The organism is Agrobacterium sp. 16-172Ci (assembly GCF_053522725.1).
In genome coordinates, this window is sequence record NZ_JBNWBW010000032.1 from 17,980 (window position 1) to 35,475 (window position 17,496).

General features: G+C 60.0%; 15 protein-coding genes. 8 read left to right on the forward strand and 7 right to left on the reverse strand.

Features of this window, described 5'->3' with window-relative positions:
- Nucleotides 1-197: 197 nt before the first annotated feature.
- The 3 genes from ACQZ40_RS22655 (at nucleotide 198) to ACQZ40_RS22665 (ending at nucleotide 2,009) form a co-directional block, all read left to right on the forward strand.
- Complete coding sequence (locus tag ACQZ40_RS22655; RefSeq protein WP_065656707.1) at nucleotides 198-410, forward strand: hypothetical protein; 213 nt, start codon at nucleotides 198-200, stop codon at nucleotides 408-410.
- A gap of 68 nt (nucleotides 411-478) precedes the next feature.
- On the forward strand, nucleotides 479-763 hold the full coding sequence (locus ACQZ40_RS22660) for a hypothetical protein (RefSeq protein WP_433822360.1): 285 nt from the start codon (nucleotides 479-481) through the stop codon (nucleotides 761-763).
- Between the two features lie 46 nt (nucleotides 764-809).
- Nucleotides 810-2,009: a low temperature requirement protein A gene (locus tag ACQZ40_RS22665; protein WP_448748691.1), complete on the forward strand. Its 1,200-nt coding sequence runs from the start codon at nucleotides 810-812 to the stop codon at nucleotides 2,007-2,009.
- Between the two features lie 7 nt (nucleotides 2,010-2,016).
- On the opposite strand, the gene ACQZ40_RS22670 is transcribed toward ACQZ40_RS22665, so the two are convergent.
- Nucleotides 2,017-3,486, reverse strand: coding sequence for a glycosyl transferase family protein (locus tag ACQZ40_RS22670; RefSeq protein ID WP_433822358.1), 1,470 nt, complete (start codon nucleotides 3,484-3,486; stop codon nucleotides 2,017-2,019).
- 147 nt (nucleotides 3,487-3,633) lie between these two features.
- Here ACQZ40_RS22670 and ACQZ40_RS22675 point away from each other — a divergent pair, with 147 nt between their 5' ends.
- Nucleotides 3,634-5,742 (forward strand): TonB-dependent receptor plug domain-containing protein, encoded by a 2,109-nt coding sequence (locus ACQZ40_RS22675; RefSeq protein WP_174037135.1) that lies wholly within the window; start codon nucleotides 3,634-3,636, stop codon nucleotides 5,740-5,742.
- Nucleotides 5,743-5,902: 160 nt separating this feature from the next.
- Nucleotides 5,903-6,358, forward strand: a complete 456-nt coding sequence (gene soxR / locus ACQZ40_RS22680) for a redox-sensitive transcriptional activator SoxR (RefSeq protein ID WP_003519761.1) — start codon at nucleotides 5,903-5,905, stop codon at nucleotides 6,356-6,358.
- A 30-nt stretch (nucleotides 6,359-6,388) separates the two neighbouring features.
- Here the strand turns inward: soxR and amyA are convergent, their stop codons facing one another.
- The 6 genes from amyA to ACQZ40_RS22710 all read right to left on the reverse strand — a co-directional run bounded on the left by amyA (nucleotide 6,389) and on the right by ACQZ40_RS22710 (nucleotide 14,251).
- Nucleotides 6,389-7,876, reverse strand: a complete 1,488-nt coding sequence (gene amyA / locus ACQZ40_RS22685; protein WP_448748692.1) for an alpha-amylase — start codon at nucleotides 7,874-7,876, stop codon at nucleotides 6,389-6,391.
- A 111-nt stretch (nucleotides 7,877-7,987) separates the two neighbouring features.
- A complete protein-coding gene (locus ACQZ40_RS22690) occupies nucleotides 7,988-9,721 on the reverse strand; it encodes an acetyl/propionyl/methylcrotonyl-CoA carboxylase subunit alpha (protein WP_448748693.1) in 1,734 nt (577 codons plus the stop codon).
- Nucleotides 9,718-11,334, reverse strand: coding sequence for a 5-oxoprolinase subunit B/C family protein (locus tag ACQZ40_RS22695; RefSeq protein WP_448748710.1), 1,617 nt, complete (start codon nucleotides 11,332-11,334; stop codon nucleotides 9,718-9,720). The genes ACQZ40_RS22690 and ACQZ40_RS22695 overlap by 4 nt, the downstream gene beginning before the upstream one ends.
- 7 nt (nucleotides 11,335-11,341) lie before the next feature.
- Nucleotides 11,342-12,151, reverse strand: coding sequence for a putative hydro-lyase (locus ACQZ40_RS22700; RefSeq protein WP_112766851.1), 810 nt, complete (start codon nucleotides 12,149-12,151; stop codon nucleotides 11,342-11,344).
- A gap of 11 nt (nucleotides 12,152-12,162) precedes the next feature.
- Nucleotides 12,163-12,930 carry a LamB/YcsF family protein gene (locus tag ACQZ40_RS22705; protein ID WP_078052195.1) on the reverse strand — a complete coding sequence of 256 codons (768 nt, stop codon included), beginning with the start codon at nucleotides 12,928-12,930 and terminating at the stop codon, nucleotides 12,163-12,165.
- A gap of 79 nt (nucleotides 12,931-13,009) precedes the next feature.
- On the reverse strand, nucleotides 13,010-14,251 hold the full coding sequence (locus tag ACQZ40_RS22710) for an NRAMP family divalent metal transporter (protein WP_065656666.1): 1,242 nt from the start codon (nucleotides 14,249-14,251) through the stop codon (nucleotides 13,010-13,012).
- Between the two features lie 266 nt (nucleotides 14,252-14,517).
- On the opposite strand from ACQZ40_RS22710, the gene ACQZ40_RS22715 reads away from it, so the two are divergent.
- The 3 genes from ACQZ40_RS22715 (at nucleotide 14,518) to ACQZ40_RS22725 (ending at nucleotide 17,193) form a co-directional block, all read left to right on the forward strand.
- The gene (locus ACQZ40_RS22715; protein ID WP_065656665.1) at nucleotides 14,518-15,183 is read left to right on the forward strand and encodes a GntR family transcriptional regulator; all 666 of its coding nucleotides are present in this window, start codon (nucleotides 14,518-14,520) and stop codon (nucleotides 15,181-15,183) included.
- A 101-nt stretch (nucleotides 15,184-15,284) separates the two neighbouring features.
- The gene (locus ACQZ40_RS22720; RefSeq protein ID WP_003519752.1) at nucleotides 15,285-15,872 is read left to right on the forward strand and encodes an ANTAR domain-containing response regulator; all 588 of its coding nucleotides are present in this window, start codon (nucleotides 15,285-15,287) and stop codon (nucleotides 15,870-15,872) included.
- A 34-nt stretch (nucleotides 15,873-15,906) separates the two neighbouring features.
- On the forward strand, nucleotides 15,907-17,193 hold the full coding sequence (locus ACQZ40_RS22725; protein WP_448748694.1) for a CmpA/NrtA family ABC transporter substrate-binding protein: 1,287 nt from the start codon (nucleotides 15,907-15,909) through the stop codon (nucleotides 17,191-17,193).
- Nucleotides 17,194-17,496: the final 303 nt, after the last annotated feature.

Consider the following 17,496-nt stretch of genomic DNA (forward strand, 5'->3'; position numbering starts at 1 on the left):
GTATGCACGAAGCACGTGGCAAAACACGTGTTGGGTACTGAATGGAAGTCTATGCCCGAGCGCCACAAAACCGGGATATGGCCCCATCAGAAGTGACTGGACGGGGATTGATAAAGCCCCGCGCCGAGGGCGGCGAAGTTGAACTTTTTGCAAGGTCCTGCGTTTGGGCTTGATTGCTTGAACGGATGGCTGAGCTGATGAATTTTCCGGATGACATGGAACTGGCCGTCGCCCTCTACATGGCGGATAACGCCTTGCCCCGGGAAAGGGCTATCGAAAAGCTTCTGCGGGCGGAGCTCGAAAACACTGGCCATCTGCCCGGTGGTGAAGGTCGACCGCCGGAGATCGTCGGTGGGCAACCGAGCGCGGACTATGTTCAATATAGCTCCTACCTTGATGGGGATCGCTGACGAGCGGCGGAACCAAAGCGGGCGAGGGCTGTTTATGGCGCAACCAATTGTGCCAGGATATGCGTCCCATGTTTCCAAGATCATTTATTCTCTCAGCCGCACTCACCGCGATGGCGAGCCTGCCTGCAATTGCCCAGCCTCTCGAGGTCAGCACGCTTGCGGTTTCCAGCGCCGACAGCATTCCACTTTCGCCCAAGGCTGCGACCCCGAACTACATTACCGACGTCTCTGGGAAGAAAGTCCGTCTGGTTGGGCCGCGCTTTTATCCCGACAATGCGCGGGCGCTGGAGTTTCCCGGCCGAAGGTCGAACCCGGTTGCTTCGGGGAGCGAAGAGGCTTTGTCGCAACGGTGAGGGGGCGTGGTGAGAAGACCGGTCGAAATCTTGCGGCGGAGGTGGAATGAGAACCGGGGGTGAGCTTCAAGAACGCAAAGCGGATGCGGAAAGCTGGATAAGGCAGGAGGGCCAGGACGCCGGCAAGGCCAGCTTCCCCGAATTGTTCTTCGACCTGGTCTTTGTTTTCGCGCTGATCCAACTCTCCCACGCTCTGGCTAAGGATTTTGGGCCGACGGCTGCGCTTGAGGCTGGCATCCTGATATTGTCGCTCTGGTGGCTATGGATACACACCACCTGGATCACAAACCTGCTGAACACGGAAAAGGAGCCAGTCAGGATCCTGCTGTTCGTGCTGATGTTCGGCGGCGTTCTGCTGGCGATCGCGCTGCCGGAGGCTTTTTCGGAACAAGGCCTTGTCTTCGCCCTGATCTACAGCGTGATGCAGGTCGGTCGAAGCCTGTTCGCCCTCTATGCGTTCAGGGGTGAAGACCGGCAGTCTTATCTGGTCTTCGTGCGCGTGACGATCTGGCTCGTGGTATCGAGCCTGTTCTGGCTGGCCGGTGGGTTCGTTGATCTCGCGGATCGCATTCTCCTGTGGGGCATCGCACTTGCAATTGAATATGCCGGCCCCGCCTGCCGTTATGTCGTGCCGGGCGTAGCCTCGAGCGACGAGGACAGGCTGCATCTTTCCGGCGAGCATCTGGCGGAGCGATGTGCGCTCTTCGTGATCATCTGCCTTGGCGAAACGATCCTGACCACGGGACGCACGGCAACCGAATATATGAATTCGGGCCTGACGTTTATCGTCTTCTGCTCCGCTTTCGTCAGTACCGTGGCGATGTGGTGGATTTATTTCCATCACGGGCAGGAAGAGGCGTCGAGAAAAGCCGAGAATGCCGAAGAAAAGGCGAAGATCGCCCATAATCTTTTTAACTACGGGCATTTGCCCATCGTGGCGGGTATCATCCTGACGGCGGTGGGTGAAGATTTCAGCCTCTCCCATGCGCGGGATGGCGCAACGATGCGTGAGGCGCTCGCCATTCTCGGCGGTCCGGTCCTGTTTCTGGCCGGCAATATCGGCGTCAAGATCGCCGCCGCCTATCAGCGACCGGTTTCGCATTTTGCCGGCGTGGCGGCGCTCTGCCTGCTTTTGCCGGTGCCGGGTATTCCGCTTTTCGTGCTGCAACTGGTGAGCACGGCAATTCTTCTGCTTGTCGCCCTTTGGGAATATCTGGCGCTGAAAAGGGCCGTCGCCAATGCCTGATCGCTGATCAGGCGTTGACGAGATTGCGCGCCCTGTCGTTCCAGAGCCGAAGGCTGCGGGCATAGGCTTCCTCAAAGGGCAGAGCCATATCGTTGACCAGCATCAGCGCGATGGCTGCCGTCGAGATGATAATGGTTTCTGCCCTTTCGTCCCTTGCGGCACCCGTCCATACCGCCCGCCAATATTCGAAGGTTGTGAACATGGTCGGCATTTCGGCGGGCGGCGTTTCGCGTGCGGGAACGATAAATTCCACATCCCTGCCCTTTGAAAGACCGAAAATCCGGGTGCTGCGAAACGGCGTGAATTGCGCAAAATCCCGCGTATTGCCGAGAATGGCGAGGTTTTCCACCGAAAGCAGTCGCGCCGTGTCCCGATGAAGTTCCTGATAGGACGGGCGGGCGACGCCGATGATCGTGCTTCTGGCGCGAAGCGGATTGAGAAGATGCACGACCGTGTTGAGCGGCAGGCGCATCTCCAGAATGCCGTACAGGCCGAGCAGGCTTTGAAACTGCAGGGACAGACCACCGATCGGCAGGTAGGCGATGCGCTCCGAGGCTGTGGCTTTCGCCGCCTGCGAAAGCGAGTGGCAAAGGGGAATGCCGCAGGCCTGTGCTGCAAGTTCAAGCTTGCCGCCGTTTTCTCCCTGCCCCACATGCCCGTGCAGCAGGACGCTGTATCCCGCCATGGCGACAAGACGCGCGGAATGGAGGAACCACGGCGCATCTCGATGCTTCGGCGACATATAAGCGGGCCAGTCGAGATCCGCCGATGCAGGAGCTTGCTGGTCCCTCTCTATATGTCGCCACATGGCTTCGATGAAACCGGCAAGCTCCGCCGCGGTCACGCCGCGATAATTCATGGTGGCGAGCAGCGCGCCTATCTGTATAGGGTCGGCATCGCCGTCGAGAATGATCGAGAGCGCATCCATCGCTTCCACCTGGCTGAGCGGGCGGCTGTTGCCGATGCCCATCGCGCAGGTTGCGATATATTTGGCAAGCCTCTGCTGCGGATCGGCATTGTGGCCGATGCGCGCAAGACGGTCGGCGATGTTTTCCGGTGTCGGCTGACCTTCCAGAAGAACGCTGGGGCGAAGCGAAAGCGGCGGCGCCTTCATCAGCACGGGCTGCTCCCAGCCGCTTGCACTGGCGTTGGCCGGGGCGGCGGGTTTTTCCTGCGAATAGTCGATCAGGTTCTCGGCCTCCGCCGCCAGCGAACGAATGCGCAGCCGCATGTTTTCAGCAAAGGGGGTGGGACGCAGGCCCTGACCGGTGCGCAGAAAAAGCTGGTCGCCGTATCTTTCGCGCAGCTGCTGCAAGATGCGGCTCATGGAAGATGTCGGCAGTCCCATGCCCGCCGCCGCGCGGCTGACGCTGCCTTCCCGCAACAACGCATCGAAAGCGACAAGTAGTTTCAGCTGCCCAAGCCTGTCGGGCCTTGTCGTGGAAGCGGGTTCATCTTTTCTCTTGCCGGTTGTCATCTTGCGATTTTTTTACTCCGCCGCTCGTCCGGGGAGCCCTTTTTGCAATTTCTGGAATTTAGAACTGTTCGAAAACAAACGCGTTGCGCCCGCACTCCCTCCTAAATAAGTGGGGTTAAATTCTCAAGTTAAATGCGGGGGCATAACATGGAATTGAAGTACCGCGGCCGCGAAAAGTCCGCGACGGTAATAAAGGCCGGTCTTTCGGCAGCAATGGCGGGAACGGCCCTTAGCATTGCTCTGCCCGTTTTTGCGCAGCAGGCGTCTGAGGGGAACACGGTTCTTCAGCAGATCGTCGTCACCGCATCCGGTTTCGAGCAGAATGTGAAGGACGCTCCGGCCAGCATCACGGTTGTGACGCGGGAAGATCTGGAAAAGGGGTCCTATCGCGATCTGACCGATGCCCTGCGGGAAGTTCAGGGTGTATCCGTCACCGGCATTGCCAATGAAAAGGATATTTTCATTCGCGGTTTGCCTGGTGCTTACACGCTGGTTCTGGTTGACGGCAAGCGACAGAGCACGCGCGATGCCCGCACCAACGGCAATTCCGGCTTTGAACAGAGTTTCGTGCCGCCGGTTTCGGCGATCGAGCGCATCGAAGTGGTGCGTGGGCCGATGTCCTCGCTTTATGGTTCGGATGCCATGGGCGGTGTCATCAACATCATCACCCGCAAGGTCGGCGATGTCTGGTCAGGTTCCGTTACCACCGAAGGCACGGTTCAGCAGCATTCCAAATTCGGCAATAGCGGCCAGGTCTCCTGGTACGCCAACGGACCGATCCTGAAGGACCAGCTCGGTCTGCAGCTCTGGGGCAGGGGTTTCACACGCGGCGAAGACCGTATTCTGAGCGGCACCACGGGCGCCAAGGAATATGATTTCAACGGTCGTCTGACGTTTACGCCGAACGAGGATCACGACATCTATCTCGAAGGCGGCAAGACGCGGCTGCGCCGCAGCGCCGAGCCCGGCGACACGCTGGCGGCAACCGACGCCAACGGCACCTACAATACCAACACGCGCGACCATTGGTCATTGTCGCATACCGGCCGCTGGGGGCCGACCACATCCGAATTCTCGTTCCAGCAGGAATGGGCGGAGCGTACCAACTTCACCAGAAATATCCGCACCGGCCGCGTGACAGAAAACCCGCGCTCGCCGGAAGTGCGCAACACCGTTCTCGATGGCAAGTTCACGACGCCGTTCGAATTGTTCGGCAACCACACGCTGGTCACAGGCGGACAATATTTCGAGGCGCGGCTGACCGACCAGAACCCGGGACGCCGCACCGGCCGCGACGAGACATTTTCGGCGACGCAATGGGCGCTCTTCCTTGAGGATGAATGGCGCATTGTCGATAATTTTGCGCTGACGGGCGGTCTTCGTCTCGATAATCACGAGAAATACGGCAATCATTTCAGCCCGCGCCTTTATGGCGTCTGGAGCGCGACCGAGGAACTGACCATCAAGGGCGGCATCTCTACCGGTTTCCGCGCCCCGGAAATCCGCCAGATCGCACCGGGTTACGCCTATACGACGGGTGGTGGCGGTTGCACCTATGGCCCGAGCGGCACCTGCGGCGTGATCATCGGCGATCCCAACCTCGAGGCGGAAAAGAGCACGAGCTATGAAGTGGCCGCGCTTTGGGACAATGGCGACGTCGCTCTCGGCGCTACCTATTTCTATACCGATTTCAAGGACAAGATTTCCAACGCGCTGGTGCTCAATCCGGATGGAACACCGGCCCGCTGGAGCGAAGACCGCAACTATCGTCTCTGGTATAATTACAACATCGACGATGCGGTCATTCAGGGCGTGGAACTGACGGCGACATGGTATGCGACGCCGGACCTGACGCTGCGCGGCAACTATACCTATACCCATTCCGAACAGAAAACCGGCGACTATGAGGGCTTCCCGCTGGCGCGCACGCCGGAACATATGGCCAATCTGCGCGGCGACTGGGTGACCCCAATCGACGGTCTGGAAGCCTGGGCCTCGCTGAATTACCACGGATCGGAAATCAATGCCGGCCCGCGCATCGGCACCAACGGCACGCCGGTGACGATCAACGGCAAGGCCGGGCGCAAATATGACGCCTACACTACACTCGATATCGGCGCGAAATATGCGGTCGCCGAAAATGTCGATCTCAATGCCGCCATTTATAATGTCTTCGACAAGGATGTCGGCACCGACGATTTCAACACCGTCATGGAAGGCCGCCGTTTCTGGATCAGCATGACAGCGAAGTTCTGATCCGTGGCCACATTCACGAAATTTGGAGGCGCCTTTGGGCGCCTCTTTTTTTTGGGCTATCGCCTATTGACCTCAACTATGGTTGAGGAATTATACCGGCTGCTCTTCACTATGTTTCCGCGTTTTCCGAGCGGAAATCGTTACGGAAGCAGGAGCCAGAATGGAAAATACCGTATTCAAGCACAGCCTGACGGTTGGGGAGGTTGCCCGCCGCAGCGGCATCGCCGTGTCCACCATCCATTTTTACGAGGCGAAGGGGCTGATTGAAGGTTGGCGAACCGCCGGTAACCAGCGTCGTTATCATCGCGCCGTCCTGCGGCGTATCGCCATCATCCGCATCGCGCAGCGGGCGGGTATACAGCTCAGCATCATCAGGGATGCGATGGCCGATCTGCCGCAGGATCGGGTGGCAACGACGGCCGATTGGCGCAGGTTTTCCCAATCCTGGCGGGAAATGCTGCAGCTTCGCATCAACAGCCTTATCATGCTGCGCGATCAGCTGACCGGCTGTATCGGTTGCGGGTGTCTTTCGCTGGATGATTGTCCGTTGCGCAATCCGAACGATGTTCTGGCCGATGACGGCGCAGGTCCGCGCCGCCTCGTTTCTGCGGAATGAACGGGATTTCCGAACCGGAAAGCTTGTTTCTCACTCGGAATCGGTGGCAACCCAGACGCTGACGCTGCCGCCATTGGTGGGAAAGACGCCCTTGCCACTCTCATCGAGGGTAATCCGTTCTTCACGGTGCCCGAGAAAGTCATGCCAGACCGCCCCGGCGTGATCGGGACCGAGATCGATCTGCTTTTCCGCCGGCTCGCCATTCGAAATCACCACCACGCAGCCCGGCGCATCGGCGGCGCCGTGGCGAATAAAGGCGATGCAGCTTGCATCGTCGAGAATATCCGTCTGGGCTCCGTTGGCGAAACGGCTGCGGGCCTCGATGAGTTTCGGCAGGCATTCAATGGCGGGCATATCGATTTTATACTCGTTGCCGTCATTGCCGGTGTCGGTATAGCTCGTGCCGAACAGATCGGGATAAAAGACGCAGGGCACACCCTCTTCGCGCAGCAGGATGATCGCATAGGCAAGAGGCTTGAACCAGGGCTCCACCGGCGCTTCCAGCGATTGCAGCGGCTGCGTGTCGTGATTGTCGACCAGCGTGACGGCATGGTCGGGAACGGCGGAAACAAGCGAACCATCGAAGATGCTGCGCATATCGAAATCGCCGCCCTGTTTCGAGGCATCGTGGAAGCTGTGGTGAAGGGCGACATCGAAAAGCATCAGCTGCTTGTCGACGAGTTCCAGATAGCTTTTCAACGCCTCGAGATCGGGGTGCCAATATTCCGCCACGACGAAAAGATCGGGATCGACCGTTTCGCGCATATGGCCGACCCAGTCGCGGAAGAACCAGGCCGGAATATGTTTGGCGGCATCGAGGCGGAAGCCATCGACCTGCACCTGCTCGGAGAGCCAGCGGCCCCAATATTTGAGCTCTTCGTAAACCGCCCGGTTCCTGAACTCGACATCGGCACCCATCAGATAATCGAAATTGCCGTTTTCCTGATCGACTTCCTCATTCCATTCCCCATCGCCATACTCATTGACGAGGCGGAAAATGCCGTCTTCGGTCGGCTCTTCGATATGATCGACACCGCTGAAGCACTTCAAATCCCAGATGAATTTGGAGTGTTTGCCGTTGCGGCCGGGAAAGGTGAAGCGGGTAAAGGCCAGCGCCTGAAAGTCTTCATCGTCGATTTCGGTACGGTCTTCGGGATTGACGCGGCGAACCCGCACCTTTTCCTTTTCATCCGCACCCATCTTGTGATTGAGAACCACGTCATGAATGACGCGGATGCCGTTTTCCTTCAGCGTCCGGCCCGCATGTTCGAGGGCGGCGCGATCGCCATATTTGGTGGCGACGGTGCCCTTCTGGTCGAATTCACCGAGGTCGAAGAGATCGTAGGTATCGTAACCGACCGAATAACCGCCCGCAGCACCCTTATAGGCGGGTGGCAGCCAGATATCGGTGATGCCCATTTTGGCAAGGCTTTCGGCCTTTTCGGCCACCTCGCTCCATAATTTCCCTCCGTCCGGATAATACCAATGGAAGAACTGAAGCAAGGTGCGTCCGGCCATATTTCCCTCACAGTCGTTAGCAGGTCGCGCCATAAACGGCCCGGCGGCGAAAGGGTTCCGCGGCCGGCCATGCGCGATCTGCAATTGTGAGGCCGGTGGCCTGTCCGTATATTAGCCGGCTATCTCGAGAAGGGCCGCGCCCGCCTGCAGATAGTCGCCTTCCTTGACAATGAGGCGAACTTTGCCCGCCTTGGTGGCGACAATCTGCGTCTCCATCTTCATGGCCTCCATAACGGCCAGAAGATCGCCTTGCGACACCGCATCACCGTCTTTTACCTTGAAGGATTGCAGGGTGCCGGAAACCGGGGCGGTGATTTCGCCTTCCTTTTCCTTGGGGGCGGCGGTGCCGGGAGCAGCCGCGCTGCCGCCGCTAACCGCACCGAGGCTGGAGAGCAGCAGGCTGGGCAGACCTACCGATACACGCTTGCCGTCGATTTCCAGAAAAGTGCGGGTGACGGAAGGGTCGTCGGCCGGTGCCGGGCGCTCCATGGCATCCGGTATGGCGGCGAAATCGGTCTCGATCCAGCGGGTGTGAACCTTGAAGCCGTCAGTTCCGACGAAGTCTTCGGTTTCGATTGCGGCCCGATGGAACGGCAGGACGGTGGCGATGCCTTCGATGCGGAATTCTTTGAGCGCGCGGCGGGCGCGGCGCAGAACCTGATCGCGGTCGGCACCGGTGACGATCAGCTTCGCCATAAGCGAGTCGAACATACCCGGCACGCTGGAGCCGCTGACGACGCCGCTATCCACGCGAATGCCGGGACCGGAGGGGGCGTTGAAAACCGAGATCGACCCGGGGGTCGGCAGGAAGCCCCGGCCGGGATCTTCGGCATTGATGCGGAATTCCATCGAATGGCCACGCGGTTCCGGCGTTTCGAGAACCCGCAGCTTTTGGCCTTCAGCAATACGGAACTGCTCGATGACGAGATCGATACCGGTGGTTTCTTCGGTAACGGGATGTTCCACCTGCAGGCGCGTATTGACCTCGAGGAAAGAAATCGTGCCATCGACGCCGAGCAGGAATTCGACCGTGCCGGCGCCGGAATAACCGGCAGCGGCGCAGATAGCTTTTGCAGCCGCATGGATTTTCTGCCGCTGTTCGGCGGAGAGGAACGGGGCGGGAGCCTCTTCGATCAGCTTCTGGTTCCGGCGCTGCAGCGAACAATCGCGGGTGCCAAGGACGAGCACATTGCCATGCTTGTCGGCCAGAACCTGCGCCTCGATATGGCGCGGCCGGTCGAGGAAGCGCTCAAGGAAACACTCGCCGCGGCCAAAGGCGGCCGTTGCCTCGCGCACGGCGGATTCGTAGAGATCGGCGATCTCTTCCATCTTCCACGCAACCTTCAGACCGCGACCGCCGCCGCCATGGGCCGCCTTGATGGCGACGGGCAGGCCGTGTTCTTCGGCGAAGGCCGTGACTTCGGCAGCGGAAGAAACCGGGCCGTCACTGCCGGCGACCAGCGGTGCGCCGACGCCGGTGGCAATGCGCCGTGCCTCTACCTTGTCGCCCAGTGCCTCGATGACATGCGGGTCGGGGCCGATCCAGATGAGGCCGGCATCGAGAACGGCACGCGCAAATTCGGCGCGTTCGGACAGGAAACCGTAACCGGGATGAATGGCATCCGCGCCGGCGCGTTTGGCAATCGCAATCAGCTTGGCGATATCGAGATAGGTCTCGGCGGGACGCACGCCCTCCAGCGCATAGGCCTCATCCGCGAGCCGGACGAAGAGCGCATCCTGATCGGGATCGGCATAAACGGCGACCGATTGCAGGCCGTAATCGCGACATGCGCGGATGATGCGCACCGCGATCTCGCCGCGATTGGCAATCAGCACTTTTTTCATCGCTCTTCTCCTCGGAATTCTGTGTTCTTGGCCGCGATTTCGGCGAAGGGGCCGATCGGGCGGAATTTGATTTTGGCGTTGACGGGGATTTGTCCCGCAAGATCGAGATGATATTCGGCTACCGCGCCGATGACGGGATAACCGCCGGTTAGCGGATGGTCGGCAAGGAAGAGAACCGGCTGGCCGCTATGGGGAATCTGGATCGCCCCTGTCGCCGTGCCTTCGCTCGGCAATTCGGCGCTGTCCTTGCGCTCCACCGGCACGTCGCCGGCAAGGCGGATGCCGACGCGGTTCGATTGCGGCGTGACCTGCCAGAGCTGGCCGGTCAGCGTCTCGACGCCCTTCTGCGTGAACCAGTCGGTGCGGGGGCCGAGAACGACGTCCAGCGTGACGACCTCACCCATTGCCGGCGCTTCGAAGGCCGGAACCTCGTCGATCGATACGCTGGAAAGGCCGGTCTTTTCGCCTTTGAGGGAAAGGATGGCGCCTGTACCAACCGGCTCTGGGCCGACGACTGCCAGTGTATCCGTTGCGAAACTGCCGAGCACCGGCTCGACATCGAAGCCGCCGCGCACCGCAAGATAACAACGCATACCCTTTGGCGGCTGGCCGAAAGTGACCACATCACCGGGTTCGAGCGGCACCGGGCCATGGGTCTTTGCCGCGAAGCTGCGATCTGCCGTGGTGATGGTGATGGGGCAGGGGGCGCCTGCAATGCCGATGACGGCGCGGCTTGTGCTTTTAAAGGAAAATCCACCGAGCGTCAGTTCGAGACATGGCGTGTTGACGGGGTTGCCGACGATGCGGTTTGCGGCATTGAACGCACCGCGATCCAGCGCGCCGGAGGCCGAAACGCCCTGTCCGGTCTGGCCGAAGCGGCCGAGATCCTGGAAGATGGCGGGCATGGGGGCCGCGAGCACCTCGAAATGCGGGCCTGCTTTTGCCCGGTCTTTCCCGGCGCTGCGTGGTGCCGGGACGGGGATGTCGACCGTTTTGCCGGCCTTGTCCATGTCGAAGAAACGCACGCGGTAACCCGGCTGGAAAAGCGCGCCGGGATCGCGGTCTATATCCCACATCTTCACCGGCGTGGTGCCGATGATCTGCCAGCCGCCGGGGCTGTTTTGCGGGTAGACGCCGCTGAAGGCGCCGGCCAGCGCCACCGAACCTGCCGGAATGCGGGTGCGCGGGCTTTGCCGGCGTGGCACATGCAGCGCCGGATCGCCGCCGACCAGATAACCAAAGCCGGGAGCGAACCCGCAAAAGGCCACGGTGAATTCACTTTCGGTGTGGCGGCGGATGACCTCTTCGATGCTCATGCCGGTCAGTTCGGCAACATCGGCAAGGTCCTCACCATTATAGTGGACGGGGATTTCCACGAGATTGTCCGAAGGCGCGATTTTTGCCGAGAGATCGCGGCTTGCCAGTCGCGCGACCAGCGCTTCGGCACCGATCTTCTCAGGGCGAAAGCGGATCATCAGGGTGCGGGCAGCCGGCACCGTCTCTTCGATACCTTCGACCGGATCGTTCTGAAGCGAGGCGAAAAGCGCCAGCGTTTCATCGAGATCGGCGAGTTCGACAAGAATGGTGGTGAGGCTGACGGGGAGAAAACGCATCATGTCCTCACGCGTGATAGGCTGAATCGGGAATGTCGGTGATGAACATGTGCCCCGGCGCATGGGTGATCGCAAAGGGTACGCCCGACGCCATCACGGCGGCCTGGGGTGTGACGCCGCAGGCCCAGAACACCGGAACTTCGCCCGGCTCGATCCGCACCGCATCGCCGAAATCAGGCTTTGCAAGATCGGTGATGCCGATCTCTTCCGGTGCGCCGACATGCACGGGCGACCCGTGTACGGCCGGAAAACGTCCCGAAATGGTCGCAGCATCGGCGACCCGCGAGGCCGGGATCGGCCGCATGGAAACGACCATATTGCCCTTCAGCCGACCGGCCGGGCGGCAGGGTCGGTTGGTGAGATACATCGGCACATTGCTCTTGTCGGTCATATGGCGGATTTCGATGCCCGCTTCCACCATCGGCGTTTCGAAGGTGAAGCTGCAGCCGATCAGGAAGGCGACGAGATCATCGCGCTCCGCCCAGGCGGCGGTTGCATCCGCTGTTTCCTCGACGAGCTTGCCGTCCCGCCAGATGCGGTAGAGCGGCAGGTCGGTTCTCAGATCTGCGCCGGGCGCGAGCAGCGTGGTGGGCGAACCGGGATCGGACACGTCCAGCACCGGGCAGGGTTTGGGATTGCGCTGCGCGTAAAGCAGGAAATCGAAGGCCCAGTCGCGCGGCAGCACGATCATGTTCGCCTGCGTGAAGCCGGGCGCAATGCCGGAAGTTGGGGCGACGAGGCCGCCGCGATAGGTCGCACGGGCCTTTCGTGCGGCGTCGGCGTCCGTGTGGTTGAGATAGGATGTCGGTATCGTCATCGGCTATCCTTTCAACGATTGGATGCGAAAGAGCGGATGTCGATACCATCAGCCTCGAAACGGCGACGGATTTCCTGGGCGATGGCGACGGCACCGGGGCTGTCGCCGTGCACGCAGATGGATTGCGCTTCGATCTTTATGATGCTGCCATCGATGGCCTCCAGCGTGCCTTCGCGGGCAAGCTGCACCATGCGGTCGGCGATTTTGGCCGCGTCATGCAGCACGGCACCGGCTTCGCGGCGGGAGACGAGCTGGCCCTGAGGCGTATAGGCGCGATCCGCGAAAGCTTCTGCGACGACGGCAAGACCTGCCTTGCGGGCAAGATCGAGGATGGGCGCGTTCGCAAGACCCATCAGCACCAGCGAAGGATCGACGGCCTTGATGCCGTCAATGACGGCCTGCCCCTGTTTCGCATCGTTGGCGATGCGGTTGTAAAGCGCGCCATGCGGTTTCACGTAACGCACCGTTGTGCCGGCAGCGGCGGCGACGCCTTTCAGTGCGCCGATCTGGTAGATGACATCGGCGATCAGTTCTTCCGAGGTCGCGTCCAGATCGCGGCGGCCGAAGCCGACGCGGTCCGGATAGGAGACATGGGCCCCAACGACCACGCCTTTTTCGGCGGCGGCCTTGACGGTGCGGTAGATACCGGCTGGATCGCCGGCATGAAATCCGCAGGCGATGTTGGCGCTTGAAACGATAGCGAGCATCGCTTCGTCGTCTCCCATGCGCCATGCGCCGTAACTTTCGCCAAGATCGCTGTTGAGATCGATAGCGGCCATGTTTGCCTCCCTTCAGAGCATTTCCAGCAAAAGTGCGTAGCGGTTTTGCGTCCGGAAAATGCGTAAAAACACTAGTTTATTACAGGCCGAGCAGGCCGAAGATGGTGCCGGCGGACTTGTAGCCCATGTACCATGTCAATGCGCAGGTCAGGACGCCAAGCACAAGCAGGATGCGCGGGTAACGATAGCCGCCCATCAGGTCTTCGCGTTTCCATGCGGCGAACAGGAAGATGCTGAGGCCGATGGGCAGGATGAGACCGTTCAGGCCGCCGACGAAGACCAGCATGGCGGCGGGCGGCGTGGTGATCAGCAGGTAGCAGACGAGTGAGACGGCGATGAAAACGACTGTCGCCATGTTGCGGGCACGTTCGGTCATGTCCTGCTTGAAGACGGGCAGGAATGAAACTGAGGTATAGGCCGCACCGATGACGCTGGTGATGGCCGCTGCCCAGAAGATGATGCCGAAGAGCCGGAAGCCGAGATCGCCTGCAGCCGAACGGAAGGCCTGTGCGGCCGGATTGGCGGCCTGGCCCGACGTATCGATGATGACACCGCTGGCGACGACGCCGAGAATGGCGAGGAACAGCACATAGCGCATGACGCCGGTGACGGCGATGCCGGTCAGCGCCGCGCGGTTGACGGCAGGCAGGTTTTCGATGCCGACCATGCCCCGGTCCAGCAGCCGGTGTGCGCCGGAATAGGTGATGTAGCCGCCGACGGTGCCGCCGACGATGGTGGTGATGGTTGCGAAATTGATCGTATCCGGCAGGAAGGTCTGGCGGAAGGCGTCACCCACCGGCGGTGCGGAAACGAAGGCCACATAAAGTGTCAGCACGATCATCAGGATGCCGGCGAAAATGATGAACCGGTCGACGGCAAGGCCTGCGCGTTTGGAAACGAAGATGGCGATGGAAAAGACCGCGCTGATGGCGCCGCCGATTTTCGGGTCCAGCCCGAAAATGGCATTCAGGCCAAGGCCGGTGCCGCCAATATTACCGATGTTGAAGAACAGGCCGCCGATAATGACGAGAATGGCCAGAAGATAACCCGAACCGGGAATGGCGGCATTGGCAATATCGGATGCGCGCATGCGCGTCAGCGTCACGATACGCCAGATGTTGAGCTGGACGACGAAGTCGATGAGGATGGAGGCAAGGATGCCGAAGGCGAAGGCGGCACCGAGCTGGGTCGTGAATGTCGCCGTCTGCGTGATGAAGCCGGGACCGATGGCGGATGTCGCCATCAGGAAGATCGCCCCCATCAGGGATGCGCGTTTTGACATTTTCATATCGGCAGTCGGGGTGAGCTTTTTCTGCTCCATGGATTTTCTCCGCTCCTGTCGCAATCCGCCCCTCGCGGATGCTTTATGCGGACGATCTTGTCCTGTTCTGCAAAATTGTCAACTTTGTTCAACAATATAAAGTTATCGTTCTTTCATTTTGTCCATTTGTTGGACGTAATGAGCAGGATTTAATCACGTTTTTTTCGTGCTTTGCTAATGCTTTGTGCTATGGGCAATCATGCCGTGTCCGAACATGCCTGTCACGGAATTCCCGATGCTGCATTGCTCTTAAGGAAAGGAGCGCCATGACCGAAACGATAGAGGGTCTGCCGCTTGCGGATCGATTGGCCAAGGGTATTCGCACCCTGCTGATCTCCGGCGAGTTGATGCCGGGACAGCGCCTATCAGAGGCAGCCTTCAGTGAACGTTTCGACGTCTCGCGCAATTCGCTGCGCGAAGCTTTCCGGTTGCTGACCAAGGACGGGCTTTTGCGCCACGAGGCAAATCGCGGCGTGTTCGTCGCCGTTCCCACCATGTCCTCGGTCATCGATATTTATCGGGTGCGACGCATGGTGGAATGCGGCGCACTTCGCCAGGCCTGGCACAAGCATCCCGCAATCAAGACGATGCGGGCAGCGGTCGAGGACGCCAAGGTCAAGCGTGAAGATGCAGACTGGCTGGGTGTGGGCAGCGCCAACATGAAATTTCACGCCGCCGTCGTCGATCTTCTCGACAGCGCCCGTCTCAGCGATTTTTACGAGCGTATCGCCGCTGAACTCAGGCTTTGTTTCGGTTTGCTGAAAGATCCCGAACAGCTTCATTCCCCCTTTGTGGACATGAACAGCAAGATCCTGTCGCTGATGGAAGAGGGCAAGGCGCAAGAGGCCGGCGACGAGATGGAAATCTATCTCAATCTGTCCGAGCGGACGGTTCTGAAGGCGCTTGAACGCGCCGTCGAACACGCTTCCTGATATGACGGGCGGCAGGGGAGGAAACGACCCCTGCCGCTCCAGCCATTTTTTGCATCCGCAGCCGATTGCCAAGTTTGCTGCGCTGCGTCATCAATGCTGACATGACGCTTCGCGACCTGACCATCCTCGTTATCGACGAAAACGCGATCCGCGCCTCCATCATCGAGGAGGGGCTGCGCGAGGCCGGCTATCATCGCGTCACTGTCATCCACGAGGTGAACGGGGTGGCGCGCACCATCGAGACGCTGCAGCCCGATGTCATCTTCATCGATCTCGAAAATCCCAATCGTGACATGATGGAGCATCTGTTCCAGCTTACCCGCACGGTCGGGCGGCCGATCGCCATGTTTGTCGATCGTTCCGATACCGCTTCCATCGAGGCGGCCGTCGAGGCGGGCGTTTCCGCCTATGTGGTGGACGGGCTGAAGAAGGAGCGGGTCAAGCCCATTCTCGATATGGCGGTCAGCCGCTTCAATGCCTTCAGCCGTCTTCAGCGGGAACTTGCCGAAGCGAAATCGGCGCTTGAGGAACGCAAGGTCATCGAGCGCGCCAAGGGCATTCTGATGAAGATGCGCGGCCTTTCCGAAGAGGAGGCTTTTGCGCTTTTGCGGCAAACGGCGATGAACGAGAAGAAGAAGATTTCCGAGATCGCGCAAAGCGTGGTCACCGCGGCCGGTCTGTTGATGTGACGAACCGCCGGTCGGACAGTGTGGAGTGAATGATATGGCGGCACCGGAAAAAACGGCCGGATCAGACAGCGGCGTAACGCAAGCCCCGGCAATCGTCGGCAGCGACCGGCAGAAAATTCTGCGTGCCGGCTTTATTCCGCTTGTCGACGCATCCGTCCTGATTGCTGCGGCCGAATTCGGTTTCGCAGAACGCGAAGGCCTTTCGCTCGATCTCGTCAAGGATGTTTCCTGGGCGAATGTGCGCGACCGGCTGGCGTTTCGGCAATTCGATATCGCCCACATGCTGTCGCCGATGCCCGTCGCCTCCATGCTCGGGCTTGGCTCAAATCCGTCGCCGACGATCACGCCCTTTTCACTCGGACGCGGCGGAAATGCGATCACGCTTTCGACCCGGCTGTTTGCACGGATGAAGGCTTTGACCGGGCTTTCCGAAACGGCCGGAGCGCTCGAAAATGCCGAGGCGTTGAAGCGGGTGCTCGATGATATGCGCGCCCGCGGCGAACCGACGCCGACGCTTGGCATGACCTATCCATTTTCATCGCATAATTACGAGTTTCGCTACTGGCTTGCCGCCGGCGGCATTCACCCCGATCACGATGTCAAGCTTGTGGTCGTGCCGCCGCCATTGACCTCGGATGCGCTTGCCGCAGGGGCCATTGACGGTTTCTGCGTCGGAGCGCCGTGGAACATCGTCGCCGCCGAGCGCGGTGTCGGCCGGATCGTTGCGGCCAAGCAGGATTTGTGGCCTTCCGCACCGGAAAAAGTCATCGGCATGCGACCCGAATGGGCGGAAAACCAGCAGGAAACGGTCGGACGGTTGCTGAAGGCGCTCGATGCCGCCGCGCGCTGGTGCGACCTAGCCGAAAATCACGATGATCTCAGCGCTGCCCTTGCCGATCCCCGTTATATCGGCGCACCGGAAGGTATCATTCGCCGTGTGCTTGCCGGTGAATTCAGTATCGACAGCCAGGGCAACCGCCGGGTGATCGACAATTATTTCATCTTCCACGATGGTCACGCCAATTATCCGCGCCAGAGCCAGGCATTGTGGATCTACAGCCAGATGATCCGCTGGGGGCAGGCCGAGTTTTCCCAGGCCGGTGTGGAGGCCGCCCTGTCTGCCTACCGGCCGGATATTTATCGGGCGGCGCTTGGCGACGCCAATGCACCTGACGATGCCGATATCCGCATCGAAGGGCAGGAAGAGCAGGACCGTTTCGTGGATGGCCTCATATTCGATCCCGCCGACATTGCAGGCTACGTGAACGCCTTTTCCGTGCGCACCGCCGCACCGTTTTCTCCGACTTCAGGCGAGACGTAAGCGGCGTCTTGCCTTGCGGGCTGCGCAAATTTCAAGCGCAGGATTCTGCTCTTTGCACAAATGGAAGACAGAAAACACGCTGATTAAAATTTAATCAGTAGATTGATTTTAAAAAATACTCTTTTATTTTCAATAATATAATCTGGTTTTTATAAACTGGCACGCCTCTTGCTTCTTGTTTTTTGCACCGGTCAACGGCGATCGGGGCAAAGCAAGGCGCGGCATAGGCGCTTTCAGAAGACACAGACGTCGCAAGGTTTTGCTGCCCGGAACACCTCCCGTTCCGCAGGCGCAAACACCGAG